Source organism: Haloarcula sp. JP-Z28 (assembly GCF_011440255.1).
GTDB lineage: Archaea > Halobacteriota > Halobacteria > Halobacteriales > Haloarculaceae > Haloarcula > Haloarcula marismortui.
This window is the reverse complement of record NZ_JAAOHT010000014.1, coordinates 32,730-52,667: the sequence shown is the minus strand read 5'-3', so window position 1 is coordinate 52,667 and position 19,938 is coordinate 32,730. Positions and strand designations below refer to the sequence as shown.

Sequence of the window (19,938 nt, the reverse complement as noted above, 5' to 3'; positions counted from 1 at the left end):
CACGTTCTGATAATACAGGTGCAGACTTATATATCTCCATAGCCACGATTCGATAAGCACGGCATAACAGGGCGACCTGTTGATGCGTGCGGACACAACAATGGAACTCAAACGATTCTTCAACGACGACGATGCTGTGTCGCCGGTCATCGGGGTCATCCTGATGGTCGCAATCACGGTCATCCTTGCAGCCGTTATCGCAACATTCGTCCTCGGTCTGGGCGATCAGGTCAGTAACACGGCTCCACAGGCTAGCTTCAGTACGGAGTACGATAGCGGTGGTGCTGCAGGTAGTGCGGGTGAGGTAACCGTTACTCACGACGGCGGTGACTCAATTAAGGCGAGCAACCTCTACTTCCGAGGGACTGGCTTCGACAATAGCGGCAGTGGTGATATCACTGATAGCAATGATAAGTGGCCGGGAGGCCAAGCTAGTGGTAGTAATAGCAAAGTCGTCGCAGGAGATCGAGTTGTTGTCGCCGTAAGCAGTAATAGCTATGAGTTCGATGTCGTCTACCAGTCAGCTACTGGCGACAACTCCGCGACACTCGCCACTGCATCCGGACCTGACGCATAAGCTCGCGGCATCTCGTTTTTTCCGGCACCGAAACCCGTGAGTTTATAACTGATGAACGTCCTGATTTTCGCTGTATTCCCTGTGATGGGTGGTGGGGATTGGAGAAATTGACATGAGCAAGCAGGTAAAACGGTCAGACTCCGCTGCGGACGACGACCTTTCAAAGGGCGAGATATTCGACGTGCTGCAGAACGAGCGGCGTCGGTACACGCTGCAGTATCTACGGGCACACGACGGGCCAGTACAGCTCGGTGACCTCGCGTCACACGTCGCGGCACAGGAGTACGACTGCCCAGATACCGAGGTGACGAGCGCGCAACGGAAGCGCGTTTACACCACGTTACAGCAGTCCCATCTCCCGCGGATGGACGAGACGGGTATCATCAACTACGACGATGAAAACGGGACGATCTCCAAGACTGCACACACAGAGGAACTCACCGTCTATCTCGAGATCGTGCCGGGCAGTGAGTTCCCCTGGCGCGAGTACTACCTCTCGCTCGGCGCGGTCAGTCTGGCAATCGTGACGATTCTCTGGGTCGGCGTCTACCCGTTCACAGTGATTCCGCCGCTGGTCTGGGCCACGCTGATCGCGATTGTACTCAGCGTCTCCGCGGGCTATCATACCTACGCCGGTCGTGAGATGACACTGACCGAGTATGTGGCCCAGGAAGCCGAGTCCGACAACTAAACTCCTGTTTATTTCACGGCCTGTACTGTTTCGTTTGTCTCATTTGCCGCTGAACTATCGAAATACCGCCGTATCGAATTCCGGCGGTACAGCCAGCCTTGAAGTCTTTCAAGGCAGCATTGAACGGCTAAAACGTACTGTGTGTATAAGTAGGTACCTCTCATGTGGTTGAGACAGCACACCCCGCGAGCCGGTAAGGAAGTCCTTCGATCTATAGGGGATTCCTACTCGGGTCACACTCGCGGTGTGCGTCGAACAAACCATGGATATCAAACAACTCATCCACGACGACGACGCAGTGTCGCCGGTCATCGGGGTCATCCTGATGGTCGCAATCACGGTCATTCTGGCCGCAGTAATCGCCTCCTTTGTGCTTGGTCTCGGTGACCAGGCGCAGCAGGCCACGCCGCAGGCTAGTTTCAGTTTCGACTATGATACTGGATCCGAATTAAAAATAACGCATGACGGTGGCGACACAATTCAGGCTACAGAGCTCTACGTACGCGGTACTGTCGACAGCAGCTCAACGAGTATCGACAAGGACTGGCAAACGCTCTCTAGCGGCACTCCATCGGAGGTCACTGCCGGCAATTCAATTATTGTGGATGGTTCGCAGGCTAGCAGCAGTACGACAATTACCGATCAGTATGAAGTGAGCGTGGTCTACGAGTCCGCTGAGGGCGACAACTCCGCAACGCTTGCACAGGACTCAGGTCCTGAAGCGTAACTAAGTTCTAATTTTCTGCGTTTTTGCGGATCCACATCACTGCCTCTGCGATACTTTTATTGCCAGATATCTAGTGACTGGTAACAATGGAAAGAACGCGGGCTGTTATTACCGGTGTGATAGCCATTATACTCGGCGTCACACTGCTTTCCGGCCCGCTGGTCCCCGGCGTCACGCTGGCAACGGAACCAGAGCCGGTGGCGCTCGAATCTGGCAATGTCACGGTTTCCACAGTTGAAATGCCGGACGAAGTAACGATTGAGAAGGGGTCCTACGGCGCGGCGAGCTACTACCTCGATGCGCCGCCGGTCCGCATACAGTTCGCGAATCTTACCGGACGGCCGACACTCGTTTACGAACTCACAATCGAGGAACTGGGCTACACGCGGACGACGAATCACTTTCTGGACGACTCGACCGGTGACACGTACGACCTGACGCTGGCGTCGGACACGTTCACCGGCGGCGAGATAGAACACGAGCAGTACACCGGCACAGTGACTGTGAGCAAGCGCGACGGAGCGGGCCACGGCGTGGTGGCGACGCGCAACATCACGATCTCGGTGGTCAAATGACGGCGGCGGGGTTCGTCGGGCGTCTCCGACAGCGGACACCCGCCCTCTCAAACACCCGCGAGACGGCGTATTCGGTGCTGTTTGGCGACCGACTCGGCCTGAGCGTGTTTCTCGCGACGGTCGTGCTGTTCGGGCTACTGTGGCGGACAGCGTTCCTGATAAACGATTCATACACGCTGGCGAATGGGCTGTACAGCCTCTCGAACGGACAGCTAGCGATGACTGAAGCGGCCTACGGCCCCGGACTAGAAACGCCGGGGGCGAGCAGATACGGCGGTCAGTGGTACGCGCGCAACTACGGCGTCATTGTCCTCTCGCTCCCGCTGGTATTTGTCCTTGACCTGCTTGCCGCCGTCGTCGAACTCCGCATTGCGCTGGTCGCACTCTGGTCGCTCGCGCTGTTAGCGCTGGTGGTCCAGTGCAGTTACTACACCGACGGTGACTGGCTCCTCTACGGTGGTACCGTCACTGTCCTGGGACTGTTCGGGCTGAACGTGACGCTGGCGCAGCCGCTCGACGCCGGCCGGACCCATCTATACGCGCTGCAACTGACGCATCTCCTCATCGCAGCGTTTACGCCGGTGGTTCTCTATCGGCTCCTCAGCCGGGTGCAAACACGTCGGCTGGGGCTCCTGAGCGTCGTGTTGCTCACAGCCGGGACGCCACTGGCCTTCTGGGCGTCGGTGCCGAAGCGCCACGCCGTCACCGGGACAGTGGTCGTCTGCGTCGCGTACTGCCTCTATCGAAGTCGCAAGCCAGCAGACGGGGCAGTTATCACGCAGCGGCAGACCTTCCGGGCACTCGCCTACGCGCTGGTGGGATTGTACGCATGGGTACACGCTCCGGAAGCGCTCCTGCTCTGTGTCGCTCTGGCGCTGGTCGATATTCCAACAGCCCCGGACAACAGCCCAGGGACGCTCGTTCGTATCGGCGTCGTCTTCGCCCTCTCTCTGCTGCCGTTTATTATCACTAATATCGCTATCTCCGGCTCTCCGGTGAGGCCCCCGAGGTTGATTTCCCGCGGTGGCTCCCTTGGCGGCAATACTGCGAGCAGTGCAAGCGGTGGCAGCAGTAGCGGCGGTGGTGGACCAGATGGATTGTTCACTCTGCTGTCACCTCTGTTCGGGATCATCAAGAGCGGGATGCGGCCGCTGTTGCTGTTGGGCGGCGAACTTGTTTCGGGATTCAAAGCGCTACAGCAACAACCAGATGACGTGTATCACGCGTTTGTCCGGTCAGGAAGCGCGAGCCGGACGCTCGATAAGGCCGGTGAGGAATCCGTCAATCTCTCACTGCTTGAATCCGCGCCGATTCTCGTCGCCATGGTCGGTGCACTCCCAGTCGTCCGACGGCTGCGTCTGCCATCGTCGATGGCTGACCGGACACTCAGCGCCGGCCGTGTCGTGGACGTGTTCGCCATAACGGCGTTCGTCGGCGTCATCCTCCTGTACAACACCCGCTTACCACTGCACGCACAGGTGACTGCCCGGTATTTGTTCCCGCTCTATCCGCTCGGCGTGTATCTGCTCGTGCGGCTCCCAGCGGTACGCAAGAGCCTCGCGAACCACTGGTACACATTCCTCTGGACAGTTGCGGGGACAGTGTTGATCGGCGGCCAGGTGACCGTGATGTTTGTCGCGCTGACGGTGAACGGCATCGGCGAGGCGTTCCAGTTGCACGCGCTGCTCGCGGTTGGCATCGCTGTCCCACTCGGTATCTGGGCACTTTGTGGTCGCTCCGAAGGCCGAGCAGGGCAGGTCGGTGCAGTGCTTCTCGGTGCCGCAACAGGTGTGGCGGCTGTGTTCCTACTGCTGACGAGCGTCGAGTACTACGCGCTGGGGGATGCACACCTCCTGCCGATGATGCGAGCGCTCGGTGAGTTGCTGTCGCTCTACTGAGTCGGTGACGGAGAATTTTAGTACGGGCTTGTAGTACCGCCAGCATGGACCGACTCAAGAAGTCCCTACTCGAAGCGCCAATTATCGAGAAGGAAGGCTATCACTACTTCGTTCACCCCATCAGCGACGGGGTCCCGATGCTTCGACCGGAACTTCTGCGCGAAATCGTCATCAAGATCATCCGGAAGGCAGAGCTCGACGACGTCGACAAGATCGTCACACCGGCGGCGATGGGTATCCACATCTCCACAGCCGTCTCGCTGATGACCGATATCCCACTCGTCGTCGTCCGCAAGCGTCAGTACGGGCTTGACGGGGAAGTGTCACTGTCTCAGGTAACCGGCTATTCCGAGAGCGAAATGTACGTCAACGACGTGTACGAGGGCGACCAGGTCCTCGTCCTTGACGACGTGCTCTCGACCGGCGGGACGCTGGCCGGACTTACAGGCGCGCTCGAAGACATCGGCGCGGACATCCGTGACATCGTCTGTGTCATCAAGAAAGCCGACGGGACGAACAAGCTCGACGAAGCCGGGTACGACGCCAAGACGCTGATCAACGTTCAGGTCATCGACGGCGAGGTCACCATCGTCGACGAGCACGGCGACGACTAGGGCGGCTGTTAATACGGTTCCTGTAGCGATTTGGAAGCGGGCCGCCAGTAGTTGCCAGTAGCCTTACAAAATGCTGGGCCGACACTAGCCGTTGTGTCTCCCTCCATTCGATCCCTTGCAGGGGATTTCGCCGCCCTGTTCAGTTCGCTTGTGTTGCTTGGGCCACTGGCGCTCGCATTGCTCGTCGGCGCGAGCAGAATTGTCGCTGGACTAACGGCGCTCACGATTTCGGACCCGCTCGGAACCGTCGGATTCAGTGCGGCTGTACTGCTGGCGCTCTGGCTGGCGCTGGAAGGGGCGATGGTACAGCGATACGGCTTCGAGGCGATGGACCGCGGCGGCCCATTTCAGCGCGGTGCCCGGTATCTGTCGGTCGCCGTCACGACCCTCGCCGGACTTATCGTTTCCGTCCAGTTGGTAGCGCTGGCGCTCCCATGGGCGTTCAAGACGCAGAACACGCCTACACAGGTCCTTAGCGTGTTGCTCGTTGTTGCGCTGGTCGCCACACTGTACCGGATACTCACGGCGGCCAGAGAGGGGTATCTCCACGACAGTGAGCAACAGCGGTGAACAGGCTAAACGCAGTCTACAACGCAAGAGAGATTTGAACCACATTCACGCCGCTCTCTTCGATCGCTTGTGACTTTCTTCAAATCTACTGAATACGCCAGTCACCCACGAATTTGTGAGCGACAGAATATAGCGGGAGATAGAGTTGAACAACGCGAACACCTCATATCACTCGGTGTTCTCTCGTTCAAATCTTCTCAGCTATAATTGCCGCACTCAGCGTTGTTTGGCGGTAAAACGCCGCACTGGAAGAGTGAGTTCGGCAAAATGATAGCGGGAGGTAGATTTGAACTACCGATCTGCGGGTTATGAGCCCGCCGGAATCTCCTGGCTATCCCATCCCGCTACTTCTTCGTAGTCCGGTCCCCTCATTAAGGGTTGTGATTCGAGTGCCGTCCGTGAGTTAGTAACGCGCTATGCTCACCCGTCCGCATGGACCTGCCAGGTGAAGATACTCTCGGCGACGTAGTTGACCAGCATCGCAACGCCAATGGCGAGTGGGCTCGCGGCAATGAACCACAGGTCAGTTCCGGCGACAACGAGTTCAATCGTCAGCCACTGCGTGAGCAGCCAGTAGATGGCAAGCTGGACCGCGACACCGCCGGACCGGACCAGATGGGATTTCCCGAGCCGCTTGGCGAACGAACGGCGGTCGGCATCACCCTGGCCGGCGAACGTCCAGTGTTCGTTGACCAGAAACATCACGAGAATCGCCGTTTCGACGCCGGCGGCTTTGGCCCACATATCGCTGACACCGAAAACCAGGCCGAGTACGGCGAGAACCGTGTTGTCGCTGATCGCACCGACAACGCCGACGGAGACGAACTGGCCGAACCGGACGCCCGATACGAGCGACTCGAACCGGTCGGGAACGATGCGTCGAACCTGCTGTTCGATGTCCATCATCGGTCCTTCTCGATAAGAGCGGTTGGCTCGTCGAAATGTTCGGCCAAGGCCGTGTGGAGGCTGTCATCGCGCAGTTGCTTCGACCGGTGGCGAGCCGTCAGCAGTGCTTCGAGTAGGTCTATCGACGTTCGTATCGGCGACACCGTCGAGCCGGGCTTGTCTTCCCATTCTATCGGCACCTCTTCGATACGCAGGTCCAGCGCCGCCGCGATGGCGATCAGTTCGACATCCCACGCGAAGCCGGGCTCGTACAGGTGGTCGCGAACGCGCTCCCACGCGGCCACGTCGATGGCTTTCGCACCGCACTGGTAGTCATACAACCGTGCGTCAAGCAACTGGCCGGCAAGCCATGCGAAGCCGTCGCCGAGGAACCGCCGGGCAAACGTCTGGTGGGTGGCGACCGTCGCGTCCGGGTGACGGCGGGAGCCCACAGCGAGGTCCGTTCGGCTGTCGATGACCGGGTCCAGTATCCGTTCGAGTGAGTTGACCGGTGTCGACCCATCGGCGTCGACAAAGGCCAGCACGTCGGTCTCCAGCCGCTCGAACCCAGCGGTGATAGCTGCGCCTTTCCCGCGGCGATAGGGCACGGTGTGGACTTCGATTGGGAGCGAACGGAGCTGTACAGGAACGCCGTCTCGTGGCGCATCAAGCTCGACAACAATGGTCTGCGGGGCAAGGGCACCGTCAATGGCGGCAATATAGGTCCCGAGCTGGTCCATGTCGGGACGGTAGGCTGGAAGGACAACCCCGACGGAACGCGACATTGCCGAGTAGTCGGACAGGCGGAACTAAAAACAGTTCGAAGCTACTGGTTCCTGATCAGTTGATAAGTCCGGAGGCAACGAAAAAGCGTATAGGCCAGCGAACCGGTCCCTTCACTGATGGAATACGGGCTCCTCGCCACCTGGCTCGCCCTCTACCTCCTGTTACTGTACGCTGGCGGGACCGTCGCCGGACTATTGTTCCCCCGCTTTGCCGACCGTGGACTCGCCTTCGGCGTCCCGGTTGCCGTCTCGATACTGTGGCTGGCCACCTATTTCGTCGGTCGCCTCTCGCTGACGCTTGGCATCTGGCTCGGCGTCGCCGTGCTCGCCGTGAGTACACTGGCTGTCTGGCGGAGCGACAATGGACCGAACGCCCGAACGTACGCGGAGACAGCCGGCGTGTTCACAGTCGCGTTCCTGTTCGTCGTCGGCATCAGGGCGCTCGACCCTGCAATCATCCCCATTGGCGGCGAGAAGTTCCTCGATTTCGGCCTGTTACAGTCGCTCGTACGAGCTGACAGCCTCCCGCTAGAGGACATGTGGTTCGCCGGCGAGTCGGTCGCATACTACTACGGTGGGCACCTCATCGCGGCGATTCTCACCAGAATCACGGGAACCGCCGGCCAGTTCGCGTACAATCTCGCGCTCGCTGGATTTTATGCCACGCTGATCACGGCGGCGTACGGACTGGCCGGCGCTGTCGCGAGCGAACGCGGCCTCCCGCGACGGCTGGCCGCCGGCCTCACGGCGTTCTGTGTCGGCATCGCGAGCAATCTGTCGACGCCCGCGAAGTTCCTCGTCTGGCTCCTGCCGGACGAGCGGCGCCAGACAGTCGCCGAACGGGCGGGTTACGAACTGGAAGGGCTCGCGGCGGGGCCGGATTCGTTCAGCTACTGGGACGCAAGCCGTGTCATCGAGGACAGCGCGGCTGATTTCGGCACGTACGAACCCGGTGCTGCGCTGGTCATCGACGAGTTCCCGCTGTTTGCCTGGCTCAACGGCGACATGCACGCCCATATGATGAGCACGGGCTTCCTGTTGCTCGCCGCCGCACTCTGTTTCAGCTACTACCAGACGCCGGCCGTCGAACGCCGGCGACGGCTCGCACTGCTTTTCGGTGCGCTCCCGGCCGTCGCGGGCATCATGGCCGTAACGAACACGTGGTCGTTCCCGTCGATGGGCGGACTGGCCCTGTTGACGGTCACCGTTGCGCCGGCCGACCCGACGACGCTCCTCCCGGATGATATCGGACAGCGGCTCCGACTGAACGGACCGGGTCAAGAGGGCGTTCGGATTGGGATGGGGCTGGCCGTCGCTGGCAGCGTCCTTGCGCTGGGACTGCTCTGGTCGCTCCCATTCTGGCTTGGCCCGGCGAGCGGCCGCGAGATTGCGGTTCTGCCCGACCGGACCTCACTGCTGGAGCTCCTAGCCGTCCACGGCCTGTTCGTCGCCCCGTTCTGGCTGTACCTGTACGCCCAGACCGGGCGTGCTGTCGGGCAGAGTACGGCCCGCATCGTCGGTCTCGTGACCGTCGGAACGGCGGCGCTCGCCGCGACGCTTGACATCGCAGCGGTCGGCTTGCTCGCCCCGCTACTGCTCGGCGCGTGGCTGTTCGCGCGCTCGCCGACACTTGACCGTACCGTCGACGCGGTTCCGGCGCTCGCTGACGGCGGCGACCGGCCCGTTGGCTTCGAAGCCGTGCTGATTCTCGCTGGCGCGGGTCTGGTCTTCCTCGTCGAATTCGTCTTCGTCAGGGAGAACATCGGCCGTATGAACACCGTGTTCAAGACGTACATGCAGGTGTGGGTGCTCTGGGGGGTCGCCGCCGGCCCCGTGCTGGCGTGGCTGCTCACCCGTTGGCGGCCGACCGGCGACCGCGCGCGAGCGTGGGTAACCATCGGCGTCCGCGCGTTCGTCGCCCTGCTGGTCTGTTCGGCGTCGCTGTACGGCGTCTTTGCGCTCTCGAATCACGCCGACGCCGCGGGAGAGCCCACACTAAACGGGCTGGCATACCTCGATGACGACCATCCAGAAGAAGCCGAAGCGATTCGATGGCTCGATGCGACAGCGGAGGGCCGGCCAACCATTGTCACGGCCGCCCCCGCTGACTATGAGTGGGACGCCAACGAGGGCAAGGGCGCAAGCGCGCCGTCGAGCCTGACCGGACTGCCGACCGTCGCGGGCTGGACCCACGAGGCCCAGTACCGCAACGACACGGTGTACGACCGCCGCGTCGACGATGTGGAGACGATTTACACCGGCGACGCGACCGAGCAACGCCGCCTCCTCGAAGCATATGACGTGCGCTACGTCTACGTCGGCCCGGCCGAACGAGCCCGCTACGGTGACGTGACTGTCGACCAGCTACAGGGCGTGACCGTAGCGAAACGAGTCGGCGGCGTCACGATCTACCAGGTCCGACCGGAATACTTCTGAAAAAGGAGCAGGGTATTCTTGGCGAACGGCGATTTTCAGGGAACGATGCGGGCCACTCAGGACTCGGCGTTCGGCGGCGCGCGCTCGCGGAGCACGGTGACGGCCTCAGCTTCGATGTCGTCCGTGTCCAGATGCATCGGAATGTATTCCTGGGTCTTGAACGTCTCTTCTTCGTCCTCCGAGCCGATAGTACACCAGAGCTGTGGCCGGTCCGGGCCGTGCCAGTCGCCCTGCCGCGAGACCGAGAACACCTCGTACTCCTCGTCCTCGTACTCGATGCGGCCGCCCTTTCGCAGCCCCGGGTCGCCGTGGATAATGAGCTTCTTCATGCCCGTTTGTTTGCCAACAGCGTACTTAGTGACTTCGAAGGCGATTGCGACACAGCACAGTAACCGACAGCGAGCGTCGAGGGATTACCTGTAACTAGAATGTCCTTATATTCTTACCGGTCGTGTCTAGATGCTTAACAGCCTGATAGCCGAGATTTATATATCCGGAATCGCGACAGTCGTGTATGTTGAAACAACAGCAGCGGTCGTGCGAGCGGGCCTCAGTCGTCGTCAGCCCGATGGACGACGACGGACGGATGGAACTTCGGGACGTCGAAGCCGACGAGACTTACGAGGTTGTGGACTACATCGACAGCGAACTGGCGACGAAGCTCCGGTCGCTCTCTGCTGGAGAAGCGGTGAATCTCGAACTGCTCTCGGGTTCGGAATCAGGTGTGTTCGGGGCAGTCCGAATCGAATCTAGTGGACCGTCAGCCCGGTTCCAGTAGCCGGAGCAGTGGCGGAACGCGGACGGGCTGAATATGGCGGTTAGTCGTGTGACAGGGACGATACTGTGGGGCACACAGCAGGTGCGAACCAAACGGGTTTTAAGCGGCCACGTCAAATCGCTCGGTAAGGCCGATATCTATGCAGATGCCACGACGCTTCAACACGTACTGTCCGCACTGTAACGAGCACCAGGAACACGAGGTCGAGAAAGTCCGTAGCGGCCGTCAGACCGGCATGAAGTGGATCGACCGCCAGCGCGAGCGCAACTCCGGTATCGGGAACGACGGGAAGTTCTCGAAGGTCCCGGGTGGCGACAAGCCCACCAAGAAGACGGACCTCAAGTACCGCTGTGGCGAGTGTGGGAAGGCCCACCTCCGCGAAGGATGGCGCGCCGGCCGACTGGAGTTCCAGGAGTAACGATGGCAGGAAGCTTCATTACCGTCGAATGCCCCGACTGCGAGAACGAACAGTCTCTCTTCGAGAAGGCCGCGAGCGAAGTTTCGTGTGCCGTCTGTGGCCACACCATCGCCCGCCCGACGGGCGGCAAGGCCGACATCGAAGGCGAAGTGACCGCCGTCGTCGAGGCCCGATAGGATGAAATACAGCGGCTGGCCCGAACCGGGCGAACTCGTCGTCGGCAAGATCGACGAGATCGAGGACTTCGGCGTCTTCGTCGACCTCGACGAGTACGAAGGCAAGCGCGGCCTCTGTCACATCTCCGAGGTCGCCAGCGGATGGATCAAGAACGTCCGCGACCACGTCAACGAAGGGCAGACAGTCGTTGCCAAGGTGCTTGACGTCGACGAGAGCGCCCAGCAGATCGACCTCTCGATCAAGGACGTCAACGACCACCAGCGAAAAGAGAAGATTCAGGAGTGGAAAAACGAGCAGAAGGCCGACAACTGGATGGAGCTGGCCTTCGGCGAAGATCTGGACGACGAGACCTACGCCGCCATCGCCAACGAGCTGTTGGCGGAGTTCGGCTCAATGTACGATGGGTTCGAGTCGGCAGCGATCCACGGGAAGGACGCCCTCGAAGACGTCGACCTCTCCGAGGAGGAGATCGACGCCATCGTCCAGACGGCCCGGAACAATGTCTCCGTGCCGTACGTGCAGGTCACCGGCTACGTCGACCTATCCTGTCCCGAAAGCGACGGCGTCGACATCATCAAGGAAGCGCTGCAGGCCGCGGAGGGCAACGGCGAGGTCCCCGACGAGATCGAACTCGAAGTGACCTACGTCGGCTCGCCTGAGTACCGCATTCAGGTGCAAGCGCCTGACTACAAGACCGCCGAGGACGCACTCGAAGAGAGTGCAGACCGCGCCGCGAAAGTCGTTGAGCAACACGGTGGGTCGGGGCAGTTCCACCGCGAACGCAGCGAAGACGACGAGTGAGTCGGTTGCTGCGCCAGTGATTCACCACCGATGAAATCGGATATCCACGTCTGTGCCGTCTGGGAGTCCGAACACGACCGGCCGGTGTACACGCTGGACGATACCTGTCCGGAGTGCGGGGCCGAAGCGGTCAACAGCGCACCCGCGCCGTTCTCTCCTGAAGACAGCTACGGCGAGTATCGACGTTCTCTTAAGCGCCGCAACCGGGAATAAGCCGTATGGACGAATTCGACATCGAGCGCGTAGCGGACCCCGACCTCGACGAACCGGTACTGGTTGAGGGCTTACCCGGCGTCGGCCACGTCGGGAAGCTCGCCGCAGAGCATCTGCTGGAGGAGCTCGAAAGCGAGCTCGTCCGCCGCGTCTACTCGACACATTTCCCACCGCAGGTCAGCATCGATGACGGCCAGGCACAACTTGCCTGCGCCGAGTTCCACGCTGTCACCCCCGAAGAGGGACAGGACCTGCTCGTGCTCTCTGGAGACCACCAGGCCCAGAACAATCAGGGCCACTACGGCCTGACCGATACGTTCCTCGACATCGCCGACGAGTTTGGCGTCCAGCGGGTGTTCGCTCTCGGCGGCGTCCCGACCGGCGAACTCATTGAGGAGTACGACGTGCTCGGTGCGACGACGACCGAGGAGTTCAAGGAGACGCTGGAGGAATCTGGCGTGGCCTTCCGCGAGGACGAGCCCGCGGGCGGCATTGTCGGCGTCTCCGGCCTACTGCTGGGCCTGAGCAAGCGACGGGACGTGCCGGCCAGTTGCCTCATGGGCGAAACGTCAGGCTATCTGGTCGACCCCAAGAGCGCGCAGGCCGTCCTCGAAATCCTGCAGGACGTCATCGGGTTCGAGGTTGACTACAGTTCGCTGGAGGACCGTGCTGACGAGATGGAGGAAGTCGTCCGGAAGATCCAAGAGATGGAGCAGCAAAACTCCCCGTCGCCCGCCGACGAAGACCTCAGATACATCGGTTAAGACGGATTGTTATTCCTCGGTCGCAGTACTCGCTGACTACGGAGTTGTGTCAGCCAGAAGTGACAGACAGCAGTCCGCCCAGAGCAGTCACGTGTTACCGGAGAGCGGGAATTTCTTTACCACTGGGGCCTAACGGAGGGGCGTGCAGACAGAACCGGGCGTCCTACCGGAGTGGCTGCTCCTCGGGCTCGTCCTCGGTGTCGCCGGAACCCTCGTCGTCGCCGGGCTGTTCGTCCTCGCCAACCGCGTGTTTCCGGCCGAGCGGCCGAACCGGCAGGCGACCGACGGCGGAGAGATGCGACGCCGGGCGGAACTCCGAGAGTATCTCACAGCCATCGACGAGCAGTTCGCCGAGAACCACTTCGTCGAGGGGCAACACGTCGCCTTCTATCTCCCCAAGCGGGACGTGGCAGTCACGTTTGACGCCCGGGCGTACTACCGTATCGAGCGGTCGCCGACTATCCCCGTACTGGTCGAACACGAGATGCCCGGCGTCTACCTCGGCGCGCGCCTGCCCTTCGAGACGCCCGAAGTCGACCTCGGCCCGGACCCTGAGGAGGAACCACACCCGACGGTGCAGGCGTTCAGCGAACTGGGCCTGACCCAGAGCGCGTCGCTGGACGACGTGAAATCGGCCTACCGCGAGCGCGTCAAGGAGGTCCACCCGGACCACGGTGGCAACGAGGACGAGTTCAAGCGTGTCCGGGAAGCGTACACCACTGCAAAACAGCACGCGTCTGGTGCGTCGAGACAGCGCGCATCGTAGGGAGAGACTGAACACCTGTCACTGCATCGGGACACAACAGACCGGGACAGCCGCATTACGAACAACTGTCTCGGTGACGCTTCCGGTCAGGTATCGCGTGAGGCCGGAGCGGCCGTGTGTTCCCATCGCGATGAGGTCGATATCGTGTTCCTCGCTGTAGGAGAGAATCGCGCGTGCAGCCGGGCCGCTTGCGATGTTGCCTGCGATGCTGACGTCTGCGTCTCTGGCACGCTCATGGACCGTTTCGAGTGCCTCCTGTCCGGTTTCCTCAAGCGCATCGTGAATCTCTGCTGATCCCTCGACGCCGCCAAATCGGCTCGTGTCGACAGAATAGAGCGTGTGTACGGTTGCGTCATACATCTCCGCTAGCGTGATCCCCCATTCAATTGCGAGGCCTGCCCCCTCGCTGCCGTCAGTCGGGAGGAGAATGTTTTCGTACCGTTGATCGCCGATTTCGACGATGTCCCCATCCGGAGTGACCGTGACGACCGGGACAGCTGCAGTCCGGAGCGTCTTTTCTGCAACACTCCCGAGGACAACCCGTTCGAACCCTGTCTGCCCTTGCGTCCCCATAACGATGAGATCGATATCGTGGGTATCGACGTAGTCGTTGATCGCCTGAAACGGGATCCCCGACTCGACAGCGGTAGTGATCTGTCCGGAGAGATGCGTCCGGGCGAGTCTCGCGATGGAGTCCACCGCTCGTTCGGCCTCCGTTTCGAGGAGCCGCTCCCGCTCTGTCTGTCCATCAGCGTTCAGATCCGGTTCGATGTCACGGGCGTCAACCGCTGACAGTACGTGGAGGTCGGCACCGATTGTGGCAGCGAGGTCAATGCCTCGCCGGGCCCCTATCCGTGCCCCGTCACTGCCATCGGTCGGCACGAGAATCGAGTTAATCGTTTGACTCATAATCACGGTTTGACAGGCTATTGATTTAACACTACGTTCGATTCCCACCACACTGTTGTAGAGTGAATTTGGGCCAGCCTGCGCTGCGTACGTGTACTGTATCTTGCATGCCTCGTTCAACGGATGTCGTACCCGCCAGCAACTGCCGGCGAGATAGAAGGTCGTTCACAGCCGGTGGTACTGGGTTGTTGAAGCAAGCGCACCACCATTTTATCCACAGTCTGCCCGTAGTCGCGGTATGATCGCACAGATTCTCGTCCCGATGGACGACTCGGAGATGGCCCAACAAGCGCTCAAGTACACCCTTGAAAACCATCCCGACGCGGAGATTACTGTCTTACACGTCGTGGGCGGACCCTCACCGTTGGGGGGAGCAGCCACCGCACTTGCTCTTGCAGATGACATCGAAGCGGCCGCCGAGGAGCGTGCGGAGAAGGTGTTCGACGACGCTCGCGAACTCGCTGCCGAGTACGATACCGAAATAACCACCGAGGTGCAACTGGGCCACCCGTCGCGAGCGGTTCTGAATAGAGCCGGCGACTTCGATGCGGTCGTGCTCGGAACTCACGGCGGCTCGTTGGCCGATCGGCTGGTCGTCGGGAACGTCGCCCAGAAAGTGTTCCGTAACTCGCCTGTTCCAGTCATCATCGCACGGTGAGTGGCGGTCGCTGAGGGCAAGAAACGCCCTTCGCGGGCTTAGGAGTGACTACGGCGTCACGACGAGCTTTCCAACGCTATCGCGGTCCTGCATCGCCGCAAACGCCGCACCGGTCTCCTCTAGGGAGTACGTCGCCTCTATCTCCGGGGTGAGTTCGCCGTCAGCGACGAGGTCGACAAGTCGTTCCAAATCGCCCTGCGTCCCCATCGTACTCCCGATAACACGCTTGTGACCGAGGAACAGGTCGGGAATATTGATCTCGGATGTGCCGCCGGCGGTCCGACCACAGACGGCCATCCGGCCACCGGGACGGAGAACATCCAGACCGACCTGCGTGTACTCACCACCGAGATGATTGAGGACGCCATCAACCGTCCCGATCTCGGTGACCGCTGCCCGAATCTCGTCCGGATCGGTGCTCTCGATGGCGTAGTCCAGACCGAGCGATTCGACGCGGGTTAGCTTCGCCGCTGAAGACGAGGTCCCGACGCTGTGAGCGCCGAGAACGGACGCGAGTTGCACGCCTGCGACGCCGACACCGCCGGTGACGCCCGGGATAAACACCAGATCGCCCGGTCCAGCGTCGACCCGACGGAGCATATGGAAGGCCGTCATGTAGGCCGTCGGAAGCGCGGCCGCGTCGACCGGTTCCACGCCGTCGGGAAGCCTGACGAGGCGGTCGGCCTGCACACGGGCCGCCTCGGCGAGGCCACCGTGGTACAGCGAGAAGTTCTCACAGAGGTTCTCCGGCCCCTCACGACAGTAGCGACACGTCCCGCAGGTCTCGTTCGGACAGAGGACCACGCGGTCCCCGGGTTCGACAGCGGTAACCCCGTCGCCGACGGCATCGACGGTCCCGGCGACATCGAGGCCGCTGACAAACGGTAAATCATCCGTGTCGACCATCGCGGAATCCCCCTCGAGAACCCAGAGGTCGTGGCGGTTGATCGCACACGCTTCGACGGAGACCACTGCCTCGCCGTGTTCGGGCTCTGGGGTTGCTTGGTCGATAACCGAGACGCCGTCCGGGCCGGTGAGTTCGCTGAACGCTGCAACGCGCATTAGCTTCGTGAATGGGTCAGAGCCGTATAAACAACATCGAAGTGTGGGATACCTGCCTGCTTGACGGCAATATCGGACCCGCTCTCCCGGGCAGCCGCCCGAATTCTCAGATGCCCTGGCTCATGAGGTGGCTGCGCAGCAGGTCCGCCTCCTTGCTCCCGGCGACAGGGTTCACCAGAACGACGACATCGTCGTCGTCGAAGGCCCCATCGTCAGCCAGTGCCCGCGCACCGGCGATCGCGGTCCCGCCGGTCGCACCGGTTTCCGGCCCCATCTCGCAGCCGTCGACCGCGCCAGCCAGAATGTCCTTATCTGAGACGGCGACGCCGTCGCCGCCCGAGCGGTCGAGCGAGTCGAGCGCCGCAGCGCCGGCGGCAGGGTCGGGGACCTCAAGCGGTCCGACGATGGTGTCGGGGTGCTCGATAGTCGCCGGTTCGCTCGCACCCTCGCTTGCGGCATCCGCGATGGCGGCCGTCGAGTCGGGCTGTGCGGCGTAGATTCGCGGCGTCGAGTCCGTGAGGCCGCTCTCGGCTGCCGCCTGGAAGCCGTGTTCGAGACCGACGAGCGTCTCGCCGTGGCCGGTGGGGTGGACCACCGCGTCGGGGGCCGTCCAGTCGAGGTCGTCGGCCGTCTCGAACGCGACGGATTTGGCACCCTCGATGCGGAACGGGTGGCCGGGCGCGACTGAGACCCAGCCGTCGGACGCGTCGGCAAGTTCCTCGTCAGACACCGAGACGGCGTCGTCATACCGGCCCTCGACGACGCGCATATCGCCGCCGTGGACGTTCACCATCGCCTTGTTGAGGAACGGACAGCGTGAGGGGACGAAGCCCTTCGACTCGATGCCGGCGCGGGCCGCGTAGGCGGCGTTGGCCTGTGCGCCGTTCCCCGTCGACGGTGTCGCGACGCGCTCAGCTCCGCGCTGAGCGGCAGCGGTGACAGCGAGCGAAAGTTTGCGGTCGCCCAGCGACGCCGTCGGATTACGCCCCTCGTCTTTGACGTACACCGAGTCGACGCCGAGTTCGTCGGCCAGCTCCGGCACCGGAACCAGCGGTGTCGCCCCTTCGTCGAGCGTCACCGTTGCGTCACCCGAGAACGGCCGAAGCGGCTCGTACCGGCCTGGCCCTGTCACATCGGGCAGCGCCTCGGGCGTCAGGTCCGGAACGTCGTAGTCACCGACGAGAACCCCGCCACAGTCGGGACAGCGGTCGGCCGTGCTGTCGGTTTCCGCGCCACACGCCGTGCAGATGAGGCCGCGAAACGCCGCAGTCGTCTCCATGTCTTTCTCTGTGGACGGGACAACCAAGTGTGGTCCGGTCCCGCTTCAGCACCCTCTTGTCCCGGGCGCTCGAATTGGAGAGTATGACAGATGTCGTCGTCGCCGGCGGGGGACTCGCCGGGCTGGTCGCCGCCCGCCACCTGGCGGAGTCGGGTCGGGACGTGACAGTGTTCGAGCAGCGCTCGGACGTGGGCGGTCGCGTCCGGACAGTTCACGAGGACGGCTACACGTTCGACCGTGGGTTTCAGGTCATGTTCACCGCCTATCCCGCGGCGAAGCGGGAACTCGACATCGAGGCGCTGGCTCCGCGGACGTTCACGCCGGGGGCCACTATCGCTAGCCCGAACCACCGCTCGGTGCTGTCGGACCCGCTCCGGAATCCCTCCGCCGCACCGCAGACGCTGCTCAATACCGACGTGCGCACGGCCGACAAGCTCCGGCTGTTCCGGCTCCAGCGCGAACTGGCCGGCGTCGAACCGGTCGAATTGCTCTCTCGGGGCGGAACGACCATCCGGGAATACCTCGCTGACTACGGATTTTCAAAGCGGTTCGTCGAGCGGTTCGCCGCACCCTTTTATGGCGGCATCACGCTCGACCGCTCACTGGGCACGGATAGCAGCATCTTCGAGTACACCTACAAGATGCTGAGCGAAGGCGAGATATTCGTCCCCGCCGACGGGATGCAGGCGATGCCGCGACAGCTCGCCGACCGCGCTCGCTCGGCGGGCGCGACCATCGAAACCGACGCGCCCGTGACAGAGCTGGAGACCCACGAGGGAGAGGTTACTGCCGAGGTAGGCAGCGAAACAGTGACGGCCGAAAGCGCCGTCGTCGCGACGGACCCGCAGACGGCGGCGGAGCTGACGGATATCGATGCGATTCCGACCGAGCCCGTCGGCTGTGTCACCCAGTACTTCGCACTCCCGACGAACCGCGCTCCGGCCACCGGACAGCGTATCATCCTCAACGCGGCGGACGACCGACCGAACACCGTCGCGCCGCTGTCGGCGGTCGCCAGCGAGTACGCGCCCGCTGGCATGGAGCTATACAGCGCCACGTTCCTCGGAACGCCGGAAGAAGACGACGCGGAACTGGCCGCTGAAGTCCGGGCGGCGCTGCAGTCGTGGTATCCGAACGCGAGCTTCGAGGCGCTGGAACTGCTCCGGACCGACCGCGTCCCGCTCTCACAGTTCGCTCAGCCGCCGGGGTATCGGGACGCGCTCCCGGACCCGACAGCGCCAGAGGGCAACGCCGTCCTGGCGGGCGACTACACCCGCTGGTCGGCGATACAGGGTGCGCTGGAAAGCGGCAAGGTCGCCGCCGATCTGCTTCGATAAGAGAAACGCCGATACGACTGCAAAAGAGGGCCGGCGGCCTATGCGGCCGGACCGCCGCTATTCGTGTTTCCCTCTTGTTCGTGCCCCTCTCCTTCGAGGACTTCAGAGACGTACTTTATCGTCGCGAAGTACAGCAGCAGTAGCGAGAGCAGCGTAATCGCGATGAGACCCAGCGCGATTTCTGTCTGAACCATATTCCAGCGTCCACCGTCGCGGGTCAAATACTTACCGTTATAGCATGCGCCGGAACTCACCCAGCGGCGGGAACGACAGCGTCTCGCGCCCGCTCTCGTCCCAGACTACCGGCTCTAATCGGTCGGCATCAGTAACGAGCGGGGACTGAAAGTCACTGGCGCGCATCTCGTTGACCTCCACGCCGGCGTTCAGCCTGTTGAACGACGGGAGCATCACCACGTCGCTGCCGCGGTACTGGCCGCTCCCGACGAGATAGCAGGGTTGGCGCTGACCCTCGATGGAAATGGTGGGATGGTCGTGCCCGACGACGTAGCGGTCGGCATCAACGTCGGGTGCCTCGTGGCCGTGACAGACGACGGTTTCGCCGACGCGATACGTCGTTTCGGTCGGGCCGTCCCACACGCTGTCGAGCATCGTGTCGTGGTTACCCGGCGTCACGAGCAAGCGTGCTCCGACCGCCTGACAGGCGCTTTTGAGCCCTGCCACGGTACTTTCGACCGACCGGGGAACCGTCTGGAACGAGTGGAGGAGGTCGCCGGCGATAATGACCTCCGCTGGGTCATGGCGCTCGACGAGCGACTGGAACCGCTGGACCATGTCCGAGCCGGACCCGACCGGGAGTTCGAGGTTCCCGCCGGTGCCCCGGCCGACGTGGAGGTCCGCGACGACGAGCGTCTCCCCGAGCAGGAGCGCCCGGTCGTCGTAGCTGGCTGTCATCGCCGTCCAGTCAGCACCGGCGAGGCTTATATTGTCGGGCATGGCGACGAGACACATCGCAGGTGGCCGGACTGCAGCCGAATATCTCGGCCTGACAGTGTCGGTG

General features: G+C 62.2%; 25 protein-coding genes and 1 tRNA gene. 17 read left to right on the top strand and 9 right to left on the bottom strand.

The features are described 5' to 3' along the window. Nucleotides 1–100 precede the first annotated feature (100 nt). The 7 genes from G9463_RS08135 (at nucleotide 101) to G9463_RS08105 (ending at nucleotide 5,652) form a co-directional block, all read left to right on the top strand. Entirely contained in the window at nucleotides 101–577 is a 477-nt protein-coding gene (locus G9463_RS08135) for a type IV pilin (protein WP_165896428.1), read from the top strand. Nucleotides 578–689: 112 nt separating this feature from the next. Then, on the top strand, nucleotides 690–1,268 hold the full coding sequence (locus G9463_RS08130) for a hypothetical protein (RefSeq protein ID WP_165896427.1): 579 nt from the start codon (nucleotides 690–692) through the stop codon (nucleotides 1,266–1,268). Between the two features lie 262 nt (nucleotides 1,269–1,530). Continuing rightward, nucleotides 1,531–1,995: a type IV pilin gene (locus G9463_RS08125; protein ID WP_165896426.1), complete on the top strand. Its 465-nt coding sequence runs from the start codon at nucleotides 1,531–1,533 to the stop codon at nucleotides 1,993–1,995. An 86-nt stretch (nucleotides 1,996–2,081) separates the two neighbouring features. Further along, nucleotides 2,082–2,570: a hypothetical protein gene (locus tag G9463_RS08120; RefSeq protein WP_165896425.1), complete on the top strand. Its 489-nt coding sequence runs from the start codon at nucleotides 2,082–2,084 to the stop codon at nucleotides 2,568–2,570. Beyond that, nucleotides 2,567–4,468 (top strand): hypothetical protein, encoded by a 1,902-nt coding sequence (locus G9463_RS08115; RefSeq protein ID WP_165896424.1) that lies wholly within the window; start codon nucleotides 2,567–2,569, stop codon nucleotides 4,466–4,468. Before G9463_RS08120 ends, G9463_RS08115 begins: the two co-directional genes overlap by 4 nt. Before the next feature lie 44 nt (nucleotides 4,469–4,512). Next, nucleotides 4,513–5,082, top strand: a complete 570-nt coding sequence (gene hpt / locus G9463_RS08110; protein WP_004518711.1) for a hypoxanthine/guanine phosphoribosyltransferase — start codon at nucleotides 4,513–4,515, stop codon at nucleotides 5,080–5,082. Nucleotides 5,083–5,175: 93 nt separating this feature from the next. Further along, entirely contained in the window at nucleotides 5,176–5,652 is a 477-nt protein-coding gene (locus tag G9463_RS08105; protein WP_370457899.1) for a hypothetical protein, read from the top strand. Nucleotides 5,653–5,923: 271 nt separating this feature from the next. Here G9463_RS08105 and G9463_RS08100 read toward each other — a convergent pair. The 3 genes from G9463_RS08100 to G9463_RS08090 form a co-directional block, all read right to left on the bottom strand. After that, nucleotides 5,924–5,998 (bottom strand) — tRNA-Met (locus G9463_RS08100). 74 nt (nucleotides 5,999–6,072) lie between these two features. Then, entirely contained in the window at nucleotides 6,073–6,555 is a 483-nt protein-coding gene (locus G9463_RS08095; protein ID WP_049939119.1) for a GtrA family protein, read from the bottom strand. Beyond that, the gene (locus G9463_RS08090) at nucleotides 6,555–7,322 is read right to left on the bottom strand and encodes a glycosyltransferase family 2 protein (RefSeq protein WP_165896423.1); all 768 of its coding nucleotides are present in this window, start codon (nucleotides 7,320–7,322) and stop codon (nucleotides 6,555–6,557) included. Before G9463_RS08090 ends, G9463_RS08095 begins: the two co-directional genes overlap by 1 nt. A gap of 117 nt (nucleotides 7,323–7,439) precedes the next feature. On the opposite strand from G9463_RS08090, the gene G9463_RS08085 reads away from it, so the two are divergent. After that, nucleotides 7,440–9,758 (top strand): DUF2298 domain-containing protein, encoded by a 2,319-nt coding sequence (locus G9463_RS08085; protein ID WP_165896422.1) that lies wholly within the window; start codon nucleotides 7,440–7,442, stop codon nucleotides 9,756–9,758. Between the two features lie 56 nt (nucleotides 9,759–9,814). Here the strand turns inward: G9463_RS08085 and G9463_RS08080 are convergent, their stop codons facing one another. Next, complete coding sequence (locus tag G9463_RS08080; protein ID WP_004963583.1) at nucleotides 9,815–10,087, bottom strand: HAH_0734 family protein; 273 nt, start codon at nucleotides 10,085–10,087, stop codon at nucleotides 9,815–9,817. Nucleotides 10,088–10,272: 185 nt separating this feature from the next. Between G9463_RS08080 and G9463_RS08075 the strand changes: the two genes are divergently transcribed. The 7 genes from G9463_RS08075 (at nucleotide 10,273) to G9463_RS08045 (ending at nucleotide 13,675) form a co-directional block, all read left to right on the top strand. Next, nucleotides 10,273–10,536: a hypothetical protein gene (locus G9463_RS08075; protein WP_004963586.1), complete on the top strand. Its 264-nt coding sequence runs from the start codon at nucleotides 10,273–10,275 to the stop codon at nucleotides 10,534–10,536. Nucleotides 10,537–10,675: 139 nt separating this feature from the next. After that, the gene (locus tag G9463_RS08070; protein WP_004593654.1) at nucleotides 10,676–10,954 is read left to right on the top strand and encodes a 50S ribosomal protein L44e; all 279 of its coding nucleotides are present in this window, start codon (nucleotides 10,676–10,678) and stop codon (nucleotides 10,952–10,954) included. 2 nt (nucleotides 10,955–10,956) lie between these two features. Further along, complete coding sequence (locus tag G9463_RS08065) at nucleotides 10,957–11,130, top strand: 30S ribosomal protein S27e (protein WP_004963588.1); 174 nt, start codon at nucleotides 10,957–10,959, stop codon at nucleotides 11,128–11,130. Nucleotide 11,131: 1 nt separating this feature from the next. Continuing rightward, nucleotides 11,132–11,932, top strand: a complete 801-nt coding sequence (locus tag G9463_RS08060) for a translation initiation factor IF-2 subunit alpha (protein ID WP_004963592.1) — start codon at nucleotides 11,132–11,134, stop codon at nucleotides 11,930–11,932. Nucleotides 11,933–11,962: 30 nt separating this feature from the next. Then, complete coding sequence (locus G9463_RS08055; RefSeq protein ID WP_007188180.1) at nucleotides 11,963–12,145, top strand: RNA-protein complex protein Nop10; 183 nt, start codon at nucleotides 11,963–11,965, stop codon at nucleotides 12,143–12,145. 5 nt (nucleotides 12,146–12,150) lie between these two features. Beyond that, on the top strand, nucleotides 12,151–12,909 hold the full coding sequence (locus G9463_RS08050) for a proteasome assembly chaperone family protein (RefSeq protein WP_004963596.1): 759 nt from the start codon (nucleotides 12,151–12,153) through the stop codon (nucleotides 12,907–12,909). 142 nt (nucleotides 12,910–13,051) lie between these two features. After that, on the top strand, nucleotides 13,052–13,675 hold the full coding sequence (locus G9463_RS08045; protein ID WP_165896421.1) for a J domain-containing protein: 624 nt from the start codon (nucleotides 13,052–13,054) through the stop codon (nucleotides 13,673–13,675). 18 nt (nucleotides 13,676–13,693) lie between these two features. Here G9463_RS08045 and G9463_RS08040 read toward each other — a convergent pair whose 3' ends face one another. After that, nucleotides 13,694–14,584, bottom strand: a complete 891-nt coding sequence (locus G9463_RS08040; protein ID WP_165896420.1) for a universal stress protein — start codon at nucleotides 14,582–14,584, stop codon at nucleotides 13,694–13,696. A 238-nt stretch (nucleotides 14,585–14,822) separates the two neighbouring features. Between G9463_RS08040 and G9463_RS08035 the strand changes: the two genes are divergently transcribed. Beyond that, a complete protein-coding gene (locus G9463_RS08035) occupies nucleotides 14,823–15,242 on the top strand; it encodes a universal stress protein (protein WP_007189001.1) in 420 nt (139 codons plus the stop codon). Between the two features lie 48 nt (nucleotides 15,243–15,290). Here G9463_RS08035 and G9463_RS08030 read toward each other — a convergent pair whose 3' ends face one another. Continuing rightward, nucleotides 15,291–16,304, bottom strand: coding sequence for an alcohol dehydrogenase catalytic domain-containing protein (locus G9463_RS08030; RefSeq protein WP_165896419.1), 1,014 nt, complete (start codon nucleotides 16,302–16,304; stop codon nucleotides 15,291–15,293). Between the two features lie 106 nt (nucleotides 16,305–16,410). Then, a complete protein-coding gene (locus G9463_RS08025) occupies nucleotides 16,411–17,583 on the bottom strand; it encodes a pyridoxal-phosphate dependent enzyme (RefSeq protein WP_165896418.1) in 1,173 nt (390 codons plus the stop codon). 83 nt (nucleotides 17,584–17,666) lie between these two features. Between G9463_RS08025 and G9463_RS08020 the strand changes: the two genes are divergently transcribed. Continuing rightward, nucleotides 17,667–18,920, top strand: a complete 1,254-nt coding sequence (locus G9463_RS08020; RefSeq protein ID WP_165896417.1) for an NAD(P)/FAD-dependent oxidoreductase — start codon at nucleotides 17,667–17,669, stop codon at nucleotides 18,918–18,920. A gap of 38 nt (nucleotides 18,921–18,958) precedes the next feature. Here G9463_RS08020 and G9463_RS08015 read toward each other — a convergent pair whose 3' ends face one another. Together G9463_RS08015 and G9463_RS08010 are read right to left on the bottom strand one after the other, a co-directional pair. Then, on the bottom strand, nucleotides 18,959–19,114 hold the full coding sequence (locus G9463_RS08015; protein WP_004593663.1) for a hypothetical protein: 156 nt from the start codon (nucleotides 19,112–19,114) through the stop codon (nucleotides 18,959–18,961). 37 nt (nucleotides 19,115–19,151) lie between these two features. Further along, the gene (locus G9463_RS08010) at nucleotides 19,152–19,889 is read right to left on the bottom strand and encodes a metallophosphoesterase (protein WP_193569566.1); all 738 of its coding nucleotides are present in this window, start codon (nucleotides 19,887–19,889) and stop codon (nucleotides 19,152–19,154) included. Between the last annotated feature and the right edge of the window lie 49 nt (nucleotides 19,890–19,938).

What these genes read in the sequence shown, in the direction of transcription:
- G9463_RS08135 (WP_165896428.1), top strand. Translation starts at nt 101, where the DNA reads ATGGAACTCAAACGATTCTTCAACGACGACGATGCTGTGTCGCCGGTC.
- G9463_RS08130 (WP_165896427.1), top strand. Translation starts at nt 690, where the DNA reads ATGAGCAAGCAGGTAAAACGGTCAGACTCCGCTGCGGACGACGACCTT.
- G9463_RS08125 (WP_165896426.1), top strand. Translation starts at nt 1,531, where the DNA reads ATGGATATCAAACAACTCATCCACGACGACGACGCAGTGTCGCCGGTC.
- G9463_RS08120 (WP_165896425.1), top strand. Translation starts at nt 2,082, where the DNA reads ATGGAAAGAACGCGGGCTGTTATTACCGGTGTGATAGCCATTATACTC.
- G9463_RS08115 (WP_165896424.1), top strand. Translation starts at nt 2,567, where the DNA reads ATGACGGCGGCGGGGTTCGTCGGGCGTCTCCGACAGCGGACACCCGCC.
- hpt (WP_004518711.1), top strand. Translation starts at nt 4,513, where the DNA reads ATGGACCGACTCAAGAAGTCCCTACTCGAAGCGCCAATTATCGAGAAG.
- G9463_RS08095 (WP_049939119.1), bottom strand. Translation starts at nt 6,555, where the DNA reads ATGGACATCGAACAGCAGGTTCGACGCATCGTTCCCGACCGGTTCGAG.
- G9463_RS08090 (WP_165896423.1), bottom strand. Translation starts at nt 7,322, where the DNA reads ATGTCGCGTTCCGTCGGGGTTGTCCTTCCAGCCTACCGTCCCGACATG.
- G9463_RS08085 (WP_165896422.1), top strand. Translation starts at nt 7,440, where the DNA reads ATGGAATACGGGCTCCTCGCCACCTGGCTCGCCCTCTACCTCCTGTTA.
- G9463_RS08080 (WP_004963583.1), bottom strand. Translation starts at nt 10,087, where the DNA reads ATGAAGAAGCTCATTATCCACGGCGACCCGGGGCTGCGAAAGGGCGGC.
- G9463_RS08075 (WP_004963586.1), top strand. Translation starts at nt 10,273, where the DNA reads ATGTTGAAACAACAGCAGCGGTCGTGCGAGCGGGCCTCAGTCGTCGTC.
- G9463_RS08070 (WP_004593654.1), top strand. Translation starts at nt 10,676, where the DNA reads ATGCAGATGCCACGACGCTTCAACACGTACTGTCCGCACTGTAACGAG.
- G9463_RS08065 (WP_004963588.1), top strand. Translation starts at nt 10,957, where the DNA reads ATGGCAGGAAGCTTCATTACCGTCGAATGCCCCGACTGCGAGAACGAA.
- G9463_RS08060 (WP_004963592.1), top strand. Translation starts at nt 11,132, where the DNA reads ATGAAATACAGCGGCTGGCCCGAACCGGGCGAACTCGTCGTCGGCAAG.
- G9463_RS08055 (WP_007188180.1), top strand. Translation starts at nt 11,963, where the DNA reads ATGAAATCGGATATCCACGTCTGTGCCGTCTGGGAGTCCGAACACGAC.
- G9463_RS08050 (WP_004963596.1), top strand. Translation starts at nt 12,151, where the DNA reads ATGGACGAATTCGACATCGAGCGCGTAGCGGACCCCGACCTCGACGAA.
- G9463_RS08040 (WP_165896420.1), bottom strand. Translation starts at nt 14,584, where the DNA reads ATGAGTCAAACGATTAACTCGATTCTCGTGCCGACCGATGGCAGTGAC.
- G9463_RS08035 (WP_007189001.1), top strand. Translation starts at nt 14,823, where the DNA reads ATGATCGCACAGATTCTCGTCCCGATGGACGACTCGGAGATGGCCCAA.
- G9463_RS08030 (WP_165896419.1), bottom strand. Translation starts at nt 16,304, where the DNA reads ATGCGCGTTGCAGCGTTCAGCGAACTCACCGGCCCGGACGGCGTCTCG.
- G9463_RS08025 (WP_165896418.1), bottom strand. Translation starts at nt 17,583, where the DNA reads ATGGAGACGACTGCGGCGTTTCGCGGCCTCATCTGCACGGCGTGTGGC.
- G9463_RS08020 (WP_165896417.1), top strand. Translation starts at nt 17,667, where the DNA reads ATGACAGATGTCGTCGTCGCCGGCGGGGGACTCGCCGGGCTGGTCGCC.
- G9463_RS08015 (WP_004593663.1), bottom strand. Translation starts at nt 19,114, where the DNA reads ATGGTTCAGACAGAAATCGCGCTGGGTCTCATCGCGATTACGCTGCTC.
- G9463_RS08010 (WP_193569566.1), bottom strand. Translation starts at nt 19,889, where the DNA reads ATGTGTCTCGTCGCCATGCCCGACAATATAAGCCTCGCCGGTGCTGAC.